Annotated in this window: 12 protein-coding genes; 9 read left to right on the forward strand and 3 right to left on the reverse strand. The window is 43.4% G+C overall.

All coding sequences use genetic code 11. The annotated features are described in order from the left end of the window. Nucleotides 1-138: 138 nt before the first annotated feature. The 6 genes from E0E36_RS08120 to E0E36_RS08145 all read left to right on the forward strand — a co-directional run bounded on the left by E0E36_RS08120 (nucleotide 139) and on the right by E0E36_RS08145 (nucleotide 5,973). Complete coding sequence (locus E0E36_RS08120; protein ID WP_130855526.1) at nucleotides 139-948, forward strand: AraC family transcriptional regulator; 810 nt, start codon at nucleotides 139-141, stop codon at nucleotides 946-948. A gap of 74 nt (nucleotides 949-1,022) precedes the next feature. Further along, nucleotides 1,023-1,484, forward strand: coding sequence for a DUF6223 family protein (locus tag E0E36_RS08125; protein WP_130855527.1), 462 nt, complete (start codon nucleotides 1,023-1,025; stop codon nucleotides 1,482-1,484). 92 nt (nucleotides 1,485-1,576) lie between these two features. Further along, nucleotides 1,577-2,476 (forward strand): sugar phosphate isomerase/epimerase family protein, encoded by a 900-nt coding sequence (locus E0E36_RS08130; protein ID WP_242627163.1) that lies wholly within the window; start codon nucleotides 1,577-1,579, stop codon nucleotides 2,474-2,476. Between the two features lie 86 nt (nucleotides 2,477-2,562). Next, complete coding sequence (locus E0E36_RS08135; RefSeq protein WP_130855528.1) at nucleotides 2,563-2,769, forward strand: DUF2683 family protein; 207 nt, start codon at nucleotides 2,563-2,565, stop codon at nucleotides 2,767-2,769. Between the two features lie 319 nt (nucleotides 2,770-3,088). Further along, the gene (locus E0E36_RS08140) at nucleotides 3,089-5,434 is read left to right on the forward strand and encodes an ABC transporter permease (protein ID WP_130855529.1); all 2,346 of its coding nucleotides are present in this window, start codon (nucleotides 3,089-3,091) and stop codon (nucleotides 5,432-5,434) included. Between the two features lie 68 nt (nucleotides 5,435-5,502). Further along, the gene (locus E0E36_RS08145; RefSeq protein ID WP_130855530.1) at nucleotides 5,503-5,973 is read left to right on the forward strand and encodes a hypothetical protein; all 471 of its coding nucleotides are present in this window, start codon (nucleotides 5,503-5,505) and stop codon (nucleotides 5,971-5,973) included. Between the two features lie 44 nt (nucleotides 5,974-6,017). On the opposite strand, the gene E0E36_RS08150 is transcribed toward E0E36_RS08145, so the two are convergent. Together E0E36_RS08150 and E0E36_RS08155 are read right to left on the reverse strand one after the other, a co-directional pair. Further along, nucleotides 6,018-8,423: a glycoside hydrolase family 95 protein gene (locus E0E36_RS08150; protein WP_130855531.1), complete on the reverse strand. Its 2,406-nt coding sequence runs from the start codon at nucleotides 8,421-8,423 to the stop codon at nucleotides 6,018-6,020. Nucleotides 8,424-8,550: 127 nt separating this feature from the next. After that, the gene (locus tag E0E36_RS08155) at nucleotides 8,551-9,417 is read right to left on the reverse strand and encodes a helix-turn-helix domain-containing protein (RefSeq protein ID WP_130855532.1); all 867 of its coding nucleotides are present in this window, start codon (nucleotides 9,415-9,417) and stop codon (nucleotides 8,551-8,553) included. Nucleotides 9,418-9,509: 92 nt separating this feature from the next. Between E0E36_RS08155 and E0E36_RS08160 the strand changes: the two genes are divergently transcribed. Beyond that, entirely contained in the window at nucleotides 9,510-10,520 is a 1,011-nt protein-coding gene (locus E0E36_RS08160; protein WP_130855533.1) for a zinc-binding alcohol dehydrogenase family protein, read from the forward strand. A gap of 108 nt (nucleotides 10,521-10,628) precedes the next feature. Here E0E36_RS08160 and E0E36_RS08165 read toward each other — a convergent pair whose 3' ends face one another. Beyond that, nucleotides 10,629-11,519 (reverse strand): AraC family transcriptional regulator, encoded by an 891-nt coding sequence (locus E0E36_RS08165; RefSeq protein ID WP_130855534.1) that lies wholly within the window; start codon nucleotides 11,517-11,519, stop codon nucleotides 10,629-10,631. A gap of 112 nt (nucleotides 11,520-11,631) precedes the next feature. Between E0E36_RS08165 and E0E36_RS08170 the strand changes: the two genes are divergently transcribed. Further along, on the forward strand, nucleotides 11,632-14,982 hold the full coding sequence (locus E0E36_RS08170; protein ID WP_130855535.1) for a DUF5107 domain-containing protein: 3,351 nt from the start codon (nucleotides 11,632-11,634) through the stop codon (nucleotides 14,980-14,982). A 38-nt stretch (nucleotides 14,983-15,020) separates the two neighbouring features. Further along, complete coding sequence (locus E0E36_RS08175) at nucleotides 15,021-16,367, forward strand: sugar porter family MFS transporter (protein WP_130855536.1); 1,347 nt, start codon at nucleotides 15,021-15,023, stop codon at nucleotides 16,365-16,367. Nucleotides 16,368-16,409: the final 42 nt, after the last annotated feature.

Consider the following 16,409-nt stretch of genomic DNA (forward strand, 5'->3'; position numbering starts at 1 on the left):
ATAAAGGGAGAAATGTGGTAATTGTATTTTAAAAAACGGAAGATGAAGCGATAACGAACAATCATCAATTTGGTGAATTGAGTAAATTTCTGAAAGTCATTTTCTATAGTTAAGAAGAGAAATCTTAAAAAATGTGATATGAACGGCCAGGTCATACCTCCTTCTTCAACACTTGCCGATTACATTCGGTTCTTCTGGTTTGCAGAGGGCAGTGCTACGCAGGATACACCCTTTGTTCATCATGCCTTCGCTTACCCTTGTCCCGAACTCGTGTTCTGTTACAAAGGTCAATTTCAATTCCAAACAGCTTTTGAAGCAGAAAAAAAATTATCTCCTGGAATTTACGGGCAAACGCAGACCTTCGGTAAAGTCGCTTCAACTACAGATTTTGGTGTTTTTGGATTTTATTTATTTCCACACGCACTTCCACAATTATTCGGACTACCGGCGAACGAGCTGACCAACGAATCGGCGGACATTAAATCACTCTGTGGCAAAGAAGGTGAAATTCTCGAAGAAGAAATCATGCTGGCCAAGAACAACCACCAGCGAATTGAGCTGGTAAGCGATTTCTTAACAAGACGCTTAAAAAATGCGAAGACTACGAACATCCATATTCCTTTGTCTATCAAAACGATTATATGCACTCAGCAAGTGGGATCTATCAGTGCCTTAGTCAACCATAGCTTTTTATCAATAAGGCAATTTGAAAGGAGATTTAAAGAGTTTTCAGGCTTTAGCCCAAAGCTGTTTTTACGGATTACAAGGTTTAACTCCTTGCTCAACAGATCTTTCCAGGATAAGTCATTTGCGCAAATCGCCTACGAACATGGCTACTACGACCAATCTCATTTTATTCACGATTTTAAGAATTTCTCTGGTTACAATCCGAAGGAATACTTTAGACAAGATACTGTCTTTGCAAATGATCGGGGTACCGTGGGATAAGGAAAAGTAAAAATGTCGTTTTTTTACAATCTAAAAATTTATAAGGATTATACCTTGGTCCCAAATAAATGACCATGAAAACAGTTACTTCATACCTTCTAATGATTGGGTGGATCGTTGGATTTTCATTTTTAGCAATAACAGCGGTATATTCACAAGAAGGTACAATCGACAATCAATCGGAGATGACCACGGTGAAGGACGAAACCGGTGAACATTATTCTGCCGTACAGGGAATTACCACAGGGCGGGCACGAGCGCTCGTGGGAGCGGTGATGTCTCTCCTCAGTCTGGGCGCGGGATGGCGGGCAAAAAATATCGCCACTAGCAATAAGGGTAAAGGCCGAACAGCAGCTATTGTTGCATTGATATTTGGCGTGATTGGTATTGTTTTAAGTATCATACATCTTAGCATTACTGCCGGTGCCGTGTTCGGCTCCGGTAGTGGAAAAGCCGGAGCAATTGTTGCTTTAGTGCTCGGACTTATTGGTGTTGTCCTTAGTGGCTCAGTGCTCCGCTTGCTCAAGAGTAACTAATTTTATGTAAAATTTCAACTATAACTTAACCGGTAGTGCCTAAGTAAGGATAGCTTTACGTTATACGCCGGAAAATACCGATATTGTACACGATGATCACCAGAAGACAATTCATTTCACATAGCTGTATGGCTACCTCAGCGCTTATGCTACCAAATGCGCTTTTTGCAGAAGAAACAAAATCCGCCTATAAGATGGGACTGCAACTTTTTACGATTCGTGATGCGATGGCAAAAGATCCTTTTGCTACGATAAAGCAGGTAGCAGCTCTGGGTTATGAAGATACGGAGACTTATGGTTTTGACCCGAAAACAGTATCCTATTATGGTTTAAAAGCAAAGGATTTTCTTGGTCTACTGAGCGATCATGGATTGACGACCACCAGTGGTCATTATGATCTTTTTCGCTATTTCAATGCGCCTGAAGCAGAATTGATGGCTTATGTGGATCAATGTATTATCGGTGCAGGTATATTAAAGCAACCTTATATCACCTGGCCCTGGTTAGATCCTAATAATAGAAGTATCGAGCAATTTAAACAACTCGCCCCGAAACTTAATAGGATTGGAGAAAGGATTAAAAAGGCCGGTTTGGGCTTTGCTTATCATAACCATAATTTTGAGTTTATCGATCATGGCGGGATAAATGGTTATGAAATAATCATGAAAGAGACGGACCCCGACCTGGTGAAGCTACAGATCGATCTTTACTGGGTAATGCGTGCTTCTAAATTAAGTCCTGCAGCGCTTTTTAGCATGCAGCCCGGACGTTTTGTAATGTGGCATATCAAAGACATGGATAAAGTGACACAGGATTATACGGAACTGGGCAATGGTTCAATAGATTATACTAAAATTTTACCAGATAAGGACTTGGCCGGTATGGAATATTATTACCTGGAGCAGGGCGGAAATTTTAAGAAGAGCTCTATGGAGAGTATAGCCGAAAGTGCTGCTTTTTTTAAAAAAAATTTAGCGAAGTATTTTCGTTAAGGTGTATTGTTTAGGACGTGAGTAAAGATAATCTTTATTGGAAAGTAAAGAGAGAAGTATTTAGAATATTTTATTTAAATTTGTGTATGGAAGCACTGGTAATTCATCCCGAAAATAAAGAACAGTTAAGGGCCGTTAAAGCGTTCTTGAAAGCAATGAAGGTTCCTTTTCAGCAACAGGATGTTAGTTTACCAAAGCATATCCAAGAGAGTATAGAAAAAGGGCTTGATCAAGCTACTAAAGGACAGACTGTCTCCTTCGATGTGTTTAAAAGTAAACATTTTATCAGCTAGTGTACACCATAAAGTTTTTCTCCCTTAATTTTTCCAATAATTGACGAGCGCACCGAAGTTCGGAAATGCATCTTACACAAGCAATGTTCTATGTTTTATAGAGTCTATGAAGAAGAGATAATTGTTATCTGTTTCTGGGATAATAGACAATCATCAATCTGGTAATTTTCTCGGGGAAACATATCCGATAACGAACAACCCGGTGTATCAAAAACGAACATACAGATCTGAGTGCGTTGTTTAAATCGCTCGTTTACAGTTTATTATTTTTGTGGCATAAAGCTGGTATAGTGATGTACACATTCAAGTCTTTATCCAAATGCTGAAAAATTATATAAATATTGCCTGGAGAAGTCTGTTGAAAAACAAGGTTTCAAGCTTGATAAATATCGGCGGCTTAAGCATAGGCTTAGGAATTGGCATCATTGTTATTATATGGATTAGCCACGAATTAAGTTACGATCGATTTCAGAAGAATTTGCCGAACATTTACCTGATGATGACTAACACAGAAGTAAATGGCGAAGTCAATACGGGGCGCGAAACGCCACCGCCTTTAGCGGATGAAGTACTTAAAACCATGCCCGAAATACGACAGACTGCGCGAACCAGTCAACCGGGTGCCCAGTTATTACGGGTGGGTGACAAAAATATCTATGAAACGGGAATCTATGCGGAACCCTCCCTTTTCAAAATAATGACCTTTAAAACCTTATCGGGTAATCCTTACGACGCGCTGAACCAGTCGGGCTCCATCGTTATAACAGAAAGTACGGCAAAAAAATTGTTCGGAAATGAAAATCCCGTTGGCAAATTACTTGCGCACGACAATAAATATACGCGCAATGTTGGGGCGGTAATTGCTGATATTCCACAAAATAGTGTCAACGAATTTAGCGTAATTCTTCCTTTTCGGGATTTTGAACGAGAGAATAGCAGCTGGATCCATCGATGGGATCACTTCGTAATCAATACTTGGGTGCTATCTATAGACCAGGCGAATCGGGGGCTTTTGAACAAGAAGATCAATCAACTGTACCATAGAAAGCAAAATGAACCGATTTCCTTTTTCACTTATCCGCTTAAAGATATGCGGATTTTCAACCAATTCAAAAACGGCAGGGCGCAGGGTGGTAAAATTTACGGATTGGTACTCCTCGCAATTATTGGTTTTTTCGTGCTGTTGATCGCCTGCATCAATTTTATGAATTTAACCGTGGCCAAATCGCAAAAGAGATCGCTGGAGGTAGGAATAAGAAAAGTGGTCGGCGCAACGCAATGGCAAATGATCTATCAGTTTTTAACAGAAGCTTTTATATTGACGATATTGGCCGCCATTCTCGGTTTCACAATAGCCAAGATTGGCCTGCCTTATTTTAGCACCGTAACCAAAAATGAGATTCTATTCGATCCAGGCAATATAGCGGTCTGGTTGGCGCTTATTCCGCTGGTTTTTCTTACGGCCATTATTGCGGGAGGCTATCCGGCGTTTTTTCTAAGTCGTTTTAAGGCGATCACCTCGTTAAGAGGTGACATGTTAATAAAGAGAGGTAAGTTTTCGATGCGAAAACTATTGGTTACCTTTCAGTTTATCGTTTCTATATTCTTGATCATTACTACCATTGTTATCTATAAACAGGTTGACTATACCAAGGGCCAGCCCATAGGATACAAGCCGAAAGGTCTTCTGCGGCTTACAGCCCATGGAAGCATGGCGGAACAATTTCCCGTATTGAAAGAACAACTCCTTCAGTTACCCGGGATCGAAAGTGTGAGTGCAGGCAACGACAATTTGATTCAGTTTGGTGGATACGCAAATGGTTTTGGTTGGACGGGTAAAAATGATGATCAGGATTTTGCTTTCGCGCTGGCAGGGGTACAATATGATTGGATTAAAACGATTGGCGCTGATGTCGTTGAAGGAAGAGACTTTTCCAAGAATTACGGAAGTGATACGTCCGCTTGTCTGATTAACGAAGCTGCTGCAAGAAAGATGGGGCTCGAAAAGCCTATTATTGGAAAGAAGGTGGGGGACAAGGAAATTATAGGCATCGTGAAGGATTTTGTTTATAATAACCCCAATAAACTGCCTGATCCGATGCTTCTTACGCTTGGGCAACAGGCTATGTCTAATGTTTTTGTTCGTATACAAGATGGTGTGGATATGAAAAAGATATTATACGACATTGGCCAAACGGTAAAAAAACAAAATCCCTATTATCCTTTCGAGTATCATTTTATGAGCGACGAGTACGAGGCCAAATTTGACGAATTGCGTAGTACGGGGGAAATGATAAATATCATAAGCCTGTTCGCGATTGTCATATCTTGTTTGGGCTTATACGGACTAGCCAGTTTTGTGGTAGAGGTACGGACAAAGGAAATCGGAATAAGAAAGGTTTTGGGTGCCGGTATCAAACAGATGTGGTGGTCTTTGTCGAAGGATTTTTTAAAGCCTGTGTGCATTGCCTTTGTGATCGTGGTACCTGTGGCGATTTTAGCCATGCAAAGCCTGTTGTCGAATTGGGAAAAGCGCACTGCTTTGTCTTGGTGGATATTCGCTTTAAGCGGCCTCATCGTATTGTGCATTGCATTATTTACAGTTAGCCATCAAGCCTTGAGAGCGGCCAGAACCAATCCGGTAAAATCGTTAGCTGCTGAATAGATAACTTATGGAAACGGGAAGCTACAGGTGCGAACCTAAGCCGTTAATTATTCGTAACTTTGCGGCAGATGAAAAATACGCTCAGATTGCACAGACTTGTATGGCTGATTGGTGCTTTAGCGACGTCCGCTTGTACACAAAGCCAAGCTCCCAAAGCTACGAATACGGAAGATAAATCCATGGTTCAGCCTAGTCAACCGGATACCGTAGGCCAAATGGCGCTTAGTGCAGCCGATTCTACACATTTGTTAGGTGTTTGGTTTGATGAAACAATTAAATCACCGGAAGGGGCGAACGTTGCTTATCAGGTGATTGCTCGCCAACAACGCGTTTTTATTCAGCCCATCGCTTTTAAAGGAAAAAAGCTTCAGGTAAGCGATCAACCGGTGGTTAGCGCTTATGCCACAGAGCTGAAAAAAAACGGTAATTATTATGTTAGTCTGGAAAGCGCGGAAGATGCCTATGAAGTAGATAAAGAAGGCAACTTGCTGATTTTTCACAAGGGAAAACTCGTAGTGGTTTGCAAGAAAATAGGGTAACATGCCGGCTTCTTGTTCGGTGCATATTTTCTTATGCATCGCTTCTAAAATTTCAGTGTGTATTTCCGTGTGGCTTTGGTGTCTATCTCTTGGTTATGGGTGCCATATTTTACTTTACAAGACCCACCATTTTTTGAAACGATACTGGCATGCACAATTTTTCCGTTCCGCCATTGCATATCGATGACAAAGCCCCCACGGGCAACTAACCCGTTGACTTCTCCATCGGGCCATTCCTTAGGCAGGGCGGGAAGCAGCTCGATATAGTGTTCATGACTCTGTAGCAGCATCTCGGAAATGCCGGCACCACCGCCAAAGTTGGCGTCGATCTGGAAAGGTGGGCAGGTACTGAATAGATTCGAGTAAAGTCCGCCTTCTCCTTTTTTGATGATTTCGGGATCATTGGCATTGCGGAATAGCTTTTTCAACGCGTCATAGGCCATCGCACTGTTGTGTAATCTGGCCCATAGGTTGATGCGCCAGGTGATAGCCCAGCCAGTACTTTCATTGGTTCTGATGTCCAATGATTTTTGTACCGCCCTTGCCAGTTCCGGTGTGGATGCATCGCTTATGGTAGTGCCGGGGTACAATCCAAACAGATGGGATACATGACGGTGTTGAGGTTCAGCATCTTCCCAGTCATGATACCACTCTTGCAAATTGCCTTTTCTGCCTATTTTGTAGGGTGGAAGCTTTGCCAAAGCGTTGGTAACCGCTTCTTGTGTTTTTTTGTCCTTTTTTAAGATAACAGCTGCTTTCAGGTAGTCGGCAAACAACTCACGGATCATTGCAATATCGGCCGTACTTCCATACAACACGGCACCTTTATAGCCCTTATCAGTTATGTAGATGTTTTCGGGTGAGGTGGATGGTGCAGTTACTAGATAACCGTCTTTATTGGTCGTGAGAAAGCTCAGGCAGAAATCGACGGCGCCCTTCATTAGCGGATATGCCTGCTTGCGTAGGAAGTCGGCATCTGCGGTAAAAGCGAAATGTTCCCATAAATGGGTACTTAACCATACGCCGGCCATTTGCCAGTTGGCCCAAGAGGGATGCCCTTCGCCAAAATGACCCACCGGATGCGTCATTGCCCAGATATCTGTATTATGGTGGCATACCCAACCATCAGCATTATAATAATTTTTAGCCGTGATGGCACCCGTTTGTGCTAGGCGGCCTATAAAATCGAATAAGGGCTGGTGCATTTCGGGAAGGTTAGCGACCTCAGTACCCCAATAGTTCATCTCGGTATTGATGTTGGTGGTATAGTTGCTGCTCCAAGGCGGTCTTACAATTTCATTCCACAAAGCCTGCAAATTGGTTGGCTGGCCACCGGGTCGTGAGGAGCTAATCAGTAAATAACGGCTATATTGATAGAAGAGTGCTACGAGGTTGTTATCGCCGTCACCTTTGGCAAAGCGTTCTAGCCTTTCATCCGTAGGCAAATTTGCTTTCTCCCCGTGTCCTAAATTAATTGAAACGCGGTCAAAATAATGCCGATAGTCCTGAATATGCTTTGCTTGCAATGAGGCGAAGGATTGCTTTTCTGCTTCCTTCAAGTAAGAAAGCGCTAAATCTAATTCATTCTTTCCTGCCCTGCCCGGATTTTTGTCGAAACCACTGTAACTGGTGGCCATTGATAAAAGTAAGACTACCTCTTTGGCGTTCGAAATAGCGAGTGATGAATCTTGCCAACTGGTTTGCCCATCGTTCTTCAATACTTTCAGCATGGAGGCAAAACGCATGCTGTTTAGCGTATCATATACCACCGGATTTTTTTCTTTATTACGATAATTAGGCTCGGTATGAATAGGTGCCCAACCGTGCATCCATAAGCTGGTACTTTGCTTCTTGCTTTTTGAACGCAATAAACTGTTAAAACGGCAAGTAAAATCCAACCTATCTTTACCTTCTGCGGTTAATCGGATGACAATAAGCTGATCGGGATGCGAGGCAAAGATTTCCCGACGGTAACTGGTTCCGTTAAGCTGATAGGAAACCCGTGCAATGGCTTGGGAAATATCCAGTTCGCGCCTGAAATGAGTGGGAGTACCTTGGTGTTTAAAATGGATCAATAGATTGCCCAAGGGTTCATAAGATTGAGAATAAGCGCCCTGCATAAAGCGAATCAGTGAATCCGCAGTTTGATAATCTTCGTTAAAGAGTGCTTCCTGTACGGCGGGAAGATGATCCTTGGCTTGTGGGTTAACTTTATTTTCGTCAACAGGCTTGCCCGACCAAAGCGTTGCTTCATTGAGAGACAGCCGCTCTTCTTGCACGCCACCATAAACCATGGCACCTAAACGGCCATTGCCTAAAGGAAGTGCTTCTTCAAATTTACTGGCGGGCTTGCTGTACCAAAGTTTTAAATTATTCTTATTTTGACCTGTAGCACTCTTGCATAGGAAAATAAGTAAAATAATGTGTGTGATAGCATGTTGTATTTTCATATTTAGATCTTGCTGTCCGGTGACGATGCCAGACCGGGTTGTAAGGAACAATACTAAACAATATTGCTTATATCTTTAGCATGGAAATTAGCAAGATCTTCAGCTATATTAACCAGAGGCAACCCGATTATTCGTGAAATGCTTCTGTTTTACGGCGTTGTATGTCCCTTGGATTTTTGCCGTTGTACTTCTTATAGATTTTATTAAAATGGCTGGCATCAGTAAAGCCAAGCTTGACAGCAATTTCGTTGATATTATTGCGCCCGTTTTTCAGTAACTGATCAGCGGCTTTCAGTTTAATTTGTACAATGTGTTGCTGGAGGGATAAGCCACTATGTTTTTTGACGTAAATGCTGATGTAATTAGGTGACATCGAGAAGTGCCTGGCTATACTTTCTACACGTACTTTGTCTGCATCAAGCGCATGCAAACGGGTATAGCTCAGAATTTCGCTCAACTTATCTAATTCGGTATTCACCGGGCATTGCGTGCCAAATTGCGCGGTAGCCTGTGCTCGGGCCAACATCATCATAACGGCTCCAAAGAGCTCGAGTTGCAGTTCACGGCTGTAAGAACATTGATGGGAAAACTCGGCCAGCAATATTTGAAGTAAATGTTTAAGTTGATCTTGATCCTTTTTATCCTTAATTAAACTACCATTCATGGAGAAAGGTGATTGTAATAAGGTCTTAAGGATGTCGAGCCATTTAGCGGTCCTGCTTCCTTCGAGCTTTTCTATGAATAGTTGTTCCGTAAATTTTAGAAATATAAATTTCGAAGGTGCTTCAATTTCAAAATAATGCGTATCTTCCGGTCTTAGTAAAAAGACATCACCCATATGATAGGGCGCAACAGCGTCATTAAGCACGTGATTTCCGTTACCTTCTTCTATGAAAATGAGTTCATAAAAGTTGTGCTTATGTGCCGGATAACTCCAGGTTTCGGCTTCTAGTCGAAAGATATTGAGCGAATGGTAGCTGTTAAATCTTGTCATCGGGGATTGATTTTTACAAATATAGCATGAAATTGTACTGGTTTCTCTTTCTGTAACCTACTAATTTTGTGATGTACTTAAGGAATAAATATATGAAAGCTATAGGATTCAGAACATCGTTACCCGTTGAAGCAGCGGACAGTTTTATTGAGTTTGAAACAGAAAAACCAAGCCCGAAAGGCCGAGACCTTTTAGTAAAAATAAGCGCTGTATCCGTCAATCCGGTCGACTTCAAGATTCGGCAGAACAGTGCAAAGGATACGGTACTGACAGAGCCAAAAATTATTGGCTGGGACGCGGTGGGCGTAGTGGAGGCGGTAGGCGATGCGGCATCTTTATTTAAGGTGGGAGACGAAGTGTACTACGCAGGGGATATTAACCGTGCAGGCAGTAACGCGGAGTATCAGTTGGTGGATGAACGGATTGTAGGGAATAAACCAAAAAAACTTACTAAGGAGGAAGCCGCAGCTATTCCGTTAACGGCCTTAACCGCTTGGGAGATTCTCTTCGATCGGCTTCGTATCGGTGAGCGCGACAAGGGCAAATCCGTCTTAATTATCGGCGGAGCCGGTGGGGTTGGCTCAATTGCGATACAACTTGCCAAGCACGTGGCGGGACTTACGGTGATTGCAACTGCCTCGCGACCGGAAACAGCTTCGTGGTGCAAGACTCAGGGTGCCGATTATGTAGTTAATCATTATAAGCTCGTGGACGAAGTTCGTCAAGCAGGTTTTCAGTATGTCGACTTTATTCTGGATTTCGTGGATACCAATACCTATTGGGATGCAATGGTTGAATTGATTAAACCGCAAGGTCATATTGGTTCGATAACCGGATCTGCTACCCCTCTTGCTTTGAATAAATTGAAAGCTAAGAGCGTCAGCTTTTCATGGGAGTTGATGTACACACGTTCTACCTTCCAGACGGATGATATGATTGAACAACATCATATTCTGAACAAGGTTGCCGATTTATTGGATCGTGGCGTTTTAAAAACCACACTAAAAGAAACGCTTAAGGGCTTGTCCGTTACAAATTTTAAGGAAGCACACCAACAGTTGGAAAGTGGAAAAACGATTGGAAAACTGGTTGTCAGCTTTTAGGTAAATCCCGGCTCGTTCTATTATTCTCCCCTAGCTGAAAAGCGGGGAGTTTTGTTTTTTGATTCAATGTGAATTTCATTTAGTTGGGGCGTAGTCAGGTAACTTCGGTTAGGATTTTGACAGCGTCCATTGTTTTCGGTATTGTTTGGGCGATATTCCCATTTGCGTGCTAAATAAACGGGAGAAATAGTAAGGGTCTTCAATACCGATGGCTAAGGCAATTTCAAAGATTCGTCGGTCGGAAAATTGCAAAAGTTGACAGGCATGCTGGATTTTTAAGTGATTAAAGTATTCAATAGGCGAATATCCCGTTTTTTTGTGGAAGAGATTTGAAAAATGGGATACGGATAGGTGCGCCTGATCAGCGATCTCTTTCAGACTTAATGTTTTATGAATACTAGTTTTGAGAAAGCGAATAGTGCGATCAACGATATCTTCTGCCTGTTCATCGGGGTGATAGTTGAAACGGTCGTTTAAAAGAAAGGCACTCAGGTAAAAAGGCATAGTGAGGGCTATAAACTCCATATTTTCCTTACTATAGCCTTGCTGCAGTGTGTTGTATATTTTGGAAAAAAGTGCTAAATGGGGTTCGCTTCGCATGATCTTATTTTTCTGGGAAAGCATTTTCTCGAAAAGATGGGCGACTATGAGGTCGGCTTGCTTCCCGCCAAAGTGAAGCCAGTAAATTGTCCATGGATAGGCTGGATCAGCACGATAGAGGTGTTGCGTTCCGGTAGGGATGATAAGGAAATGATTTGCCTCGATCGGCAGGTCGAAACCATCGATGGTAGCACTTCCCCTACCTTCGACGCAATGAATCAATATATGTTCATTTGTCCCTTCGGGACGGTTTCGGTAGTGGTATTTGGCCTTTGGGTAAAAGCCAATATCGGTAATGTAAAATTCCCTGGTAAGGAACGTGTCCCGGTATTGATTAACGACTTTCGGAGGAATGATGATGGCCTTTTCTCCTTCAAATCCTTCTTTCTTTCTAATCATAAATTGGTTTAAAATTCCTGCAAGATAGTAATATAATCCATTTTTAAAAACGCTTTCTCCATGCTTCGTGTACCGGTTGACCTTAACTTTGTCTCATTAACCGTTATATACTATGCAGACTGAAGTCAAGGTTTGGATCGAAAAAATCAACATACCAACTTATAAAATTGGTGAGGCCGAGAAAAATCCAATGTTCTTGGAAAAAAGGGTATACCAAGGAAGTAGTGGCGTTGTTTATCCTTATCCGGTGGTGGAAAAGATCTTTGACGAGAAAGAAGATGTGAGCTATGATGCTGTTTTTCTGGAAAACCAATACCTTAAAGTGATGATACTCCCGGCCCTAGGGGGTAGGGTGCAGATGGCTTATGATAAAGTGAAGGAAAGGCATTTCATCTATTACAACCACGTCATCAAGCCAGCTTTGGTAGGCCTGACAGGACCCTGGATTTCGGGTGGTATTGAATTCAACTGGCCCCAGCATCATCGCCCCAGTACCTTTTTGCCGGTAGAATATACGATTGAGCACGGAGAAAATGGTGAGCAAACGGTGTGGGTCAATGAAGTGGAAATGATGTTCAGAACAAAGGGCAGAGCCGGATTTAGGCTTTATCCGGGCAGGGCTTACCTGGAGATTGAGGCGCATTTAACGAACAGAACACTTTTTCCGCAGACTTTCTTATGGTGGGCAAACCCTGCCGTAAAAGTGAACGATCATTATCAATCGATATTTCCGCCGGATGTGCATGCCGTGTACGATCATGGGAAGCGGGATGTCTCTTCTTTTCCGATTGCGAAAGGGGTATATTATAAAACGGACTATGCTCCGGGAACGGATATTTCACGCTATAAAAACATACCGGTACCCACTTCCTTCATGGCGGTAAATTCAACCTATGATTTTATGGGCGGCTATGAACATGACACGCAAGCCGGTATGCTTCATGTGGCCAATCATCATGTAGTGCCGGGTAAAAAACAATGGACTTGGGGTAATGCCGACTTCGGAAAGGCCTGGGACCGGAATCTAACGGATACGGATGGTCCGTATATCGAATTAATGACAGGCGCTTTTACGGATAACCAGCCTGATTTTTCATGGCTACAGCCAAATGAAACCAAGTCTTTCGTGCAGTATTTTATGCCCTATAGTGAAATTGGTGTAGTGAAAAATGCAAATAAGGACATGGCCGTTCACTTCGACCTACAGGAGGGACAACTCACGCTAGGTGTTTATGCAAGCGGTGTTTGGGAAGAGGCTCGAATTGTTGTAACTGTAGGTGCTAAACTGATTTTGGAGCGTACGGTGACGCTTTCGCCAAGCCATAGCTATCAGGAAACCTTAACCAATTCGGATAGGTATGATGCTCTACACGACTACGAATTGCGTGTGTATGATTGGGAAGGAGCTTTATTGATTCGTTATGCCCCTGAACGTGCGGAAGAAAAGGAGATCCCGCCGCCGGCAATACCGGCACCCGATCCGAAAGATGTTCCCTCTACCGAAGAACTGTATTTGCACGGTCTGCACTTGGAACAATATCGACACGCCACTTACGATCCAAGGGCTTACTATCAGGAGGCTCTTCAACGCGATCCCAATGATATTCGGAATAACAATGCCATGGGGCTTTGGTTATTGAGAAGAGGCTTGTTTACGGAGGCCCAAGTACATTTTCTGGCAGCGAAAAGCCGACTTCTCTCAAGAAATACCAATCCTTACGATAGCGAAGTGCTTTATAACTTGGGCTTGCTCAAGAAGGTAAACGACTCATTGGATGAGGCCTATTCGCTGTTTTACAAAGCGACCTGGAATGCTGCTTGGAAAGATACTGCGTATCTGATGCTCGCCCGTATAGACGTGGGTAGAAGCGAGTTTAGCAGCGCACTGGAACATATAGACCACTCCCTTGCCAATAATACCACAAGTGGACAAGCACAACATTTGCGCGTGGTCATTTTACGAAAGCTCGGGCGTGTAGAGGAGGCTTTTTCTTATGCGAACTTTAGCCTTGAGCTGGACGCTTTTAATTATGCGGTTTATTTTGAAAAATACTTGCTGTTAAAAGAGCGTAACCAAGAACAGGAAGCCGATAGCCTAATAAGCAATACAGTCGCTTTAATGAATGAGCGAAGCAGTACGTTCATTGAGTATGCGCTGGATTACGTGCAGGCGTATTGTTATGAGGAAGCGCTAGACTGGTTGGGGTGCTTGGCCGAAAGCCCGGATCCTTTGGTTCATTACCATAAAGGTTATATCGCCTCTTTACAGGCTCGACTCGATTTAGCACATTCGTTTTTCGAGAAGGCAAGCAGATGCAGTCCTGATTATTGTTTTCCGAATCGGATGGAAGATATGCTGGCACTGGAAAAAGCCTTAACCTTTAACCCAAACGATGCCAAGGCGTACTATTATCTGGGTAATTATTGGTATGATAAACGTGTGCACGAAAAGGCCATTCACTGTTGGGAAGAATCGGTTCGTATAGATGCCGGTTTTCCTACCGTAAAACGGAATTTGGCACTGGCCTTTTATAATAAAAAGAACGAGAGTGAAAAGGCTCTGCGTTTCTTGGAGGAGGCGTTTTTCCTGGATCGCACTGACGCCCGTATTTTGATGGAGCTGGATCAGCTATATCGCTTACAACAGGTAACGCCACATCAGCGCCTTTCGTTTTTAGCTCAATATGGGGATTTGGTAGAACAGCGAGACGATTTATACCTTGAACGTATCAGCTTGTTCAATTTATTGCAGCGACATGATGAAGCCTGGCAACAATTGGCATCTCGTAATTTCCACCCTTGGGAGGGGGGCGAGGGCAAGGTGCCCGGCCAGTACCTGGTGGCCGGACAAGAATTGGCCAAATTAGCGCTGCTTGAAAACCGGCTCGAGGAGGCCTTGGATTATTTACAGGCCATGCTTTGCTATCCGCCAAATTTGGGTGAAGGCAAACTCCCTAACACCCCGGAAAATGACATCCATTACCTAACCGGATTGGCCTATAAACGGTTGGAAGAAGAAACGAAAGCAAAAGCGTATTTTGAGCTGGCAACACGGGGGAATGACGAACCCGTACAAGCGATCTTTTATAATGATCCGCAACCCGACAAAATCTTTTACCAAGGATTGGCTTGGATACAATTAGGGGATGAAGAAAAGGCGCGCATGGTATTTAATAGACTGGCGGATTTTAGCGCTTATCATCTACATGATGTCATTTCAATTGATTACATGGCTGTATCCTTACCGGATCTGTTGGTTTTTGAACAGGATTTGTCGGCCAAGAACCATGTTCATTGCCTTTATATGGCTGGATTGGCTCAATTGGGACTAGGCAATACGGATGGGACCGAACATTTTTTCAATCAAGTATTGGAACGTAACAATAGTCATTTGGGTGCCGTTCTGCATAAACGCATGATCGGTTTCCTGCAGCGTTTCGACGCGCTTTGTGTACCTAGGTAAAGAGTAACGAAATACATAGACGATAAAACAGTATATCGATGAATGATTCTGAATTGAACTTTAAGCACTCCTACATCTTGGGTATCTCCTTTATTTCGGCACTTGGAGGCTATCTGTTTGGTTTTGATTTCGCCGTGATTGCCGGTGCCTTACCTTTTTTGCGTGAGGCGTTTGGACTCAATGCATGGTGGGAAGGATTTCTCACCGGCTCGCTGGCCCTTGGTTGTATTGTGGGATGCCTGTTGGCCGGAAAACTGGCGGATCGTTATGGCAGAAAGCCCGGCCTCCTGTTAGCTGCCCTCATCTTTGCCATATCTTCCCTGGGAATGGCCTATGCCTCCGACTTATCCATCTTTGTACTCATGCGCTTTGCTGCGGGGATAGGCGTGGGCATGGCCTCGATGTTAAGCCCTCTATATATTGCCGAAATTTCACCGGCCCATGTTCGCGGTCGCAATGTCGCCATCAATCAACTGACCATCGTCATAGGGATTTTGGTGACCAACCTGGTTAACTATACCCTTGCAGACAATGGCCCCGAGGCCTGGCGGTGGATGTTTGGCCTGGGGGCTGTACCTGCCGTTTTGTTCTTTATTGGTGTGCTTTGGTTGCCGGAGAGCCCACGATGGCTGTTAAAAGCAAGGCAGGACGAACGTGCGCGTAAGGTGTTGTCAGCTATCGGAAGTGAGGCTTTTGCTGCAGAAACTTTTTTAACAATTCAGGCATCCCTTAAGGGTACAGCCAGGCAATCCTTTCGGGCCGTATTTGAAAAGGCAGTACGTCCGGCCGTCATTGTCGGCATTACGTTAGCTGTATTCCAGCAGTTATGTGGTATCAATGTGGTATTCAATTATACCTCCACGATTTTTGAATCCATAGGCGCTGATCTGGATAGACAGCTGTTCGAAACCGTTGCCATTGGTACGGTTAACTTAATTTTTACGGTTATTGCTATGTGGCAGGTGGATAAACTTGGGAGACGTCCTTTGATGTTAATCGGATCTCTAGGCCTTTCCGTCGTTTATCTCGTATTAGCGGGGGTATTGCAACTTGAAATGAACGCCACGGTGGTATCTATTTTTGTGTTAATTGCCATTGCTATGTATGCCACTTCGTTGGCGCCGGTTACTTGGGTCTTGATTGCCGAGATTTTTCCGAATAAGATCCGCGGTGTGGCTTCATCCATTGCCATTGTGTCGCTTTGGATCGCTTATTTCATTTTAGTTTTTACGTTTCCTATTCTCGCTGAAATCTTAGGTACCTATGGGCCTTTCTACCTCTATGCGGCTATCTGTTTTGCCGGCTTTTTGTTTGTGAAGCACCGGGTAAAGGAGACCAAGGGACAAACGCTCGAAGAACTAGAACAACAATTGATTCATCGTTAAAACAAACAATACGGGGAATCCGAAAAAATAAAAAAAGAAAGT

It is taken from the genome of Olivibacter jilunii (assembly GCF_900607235.1).
Taxonomy (GTDB): Bacteria; Bacteroidota; Bacteroidia; order Sphingobacteriales; family Sphingobacteriaceae; genus Olivibacter; species Olivibacter oleidegradans.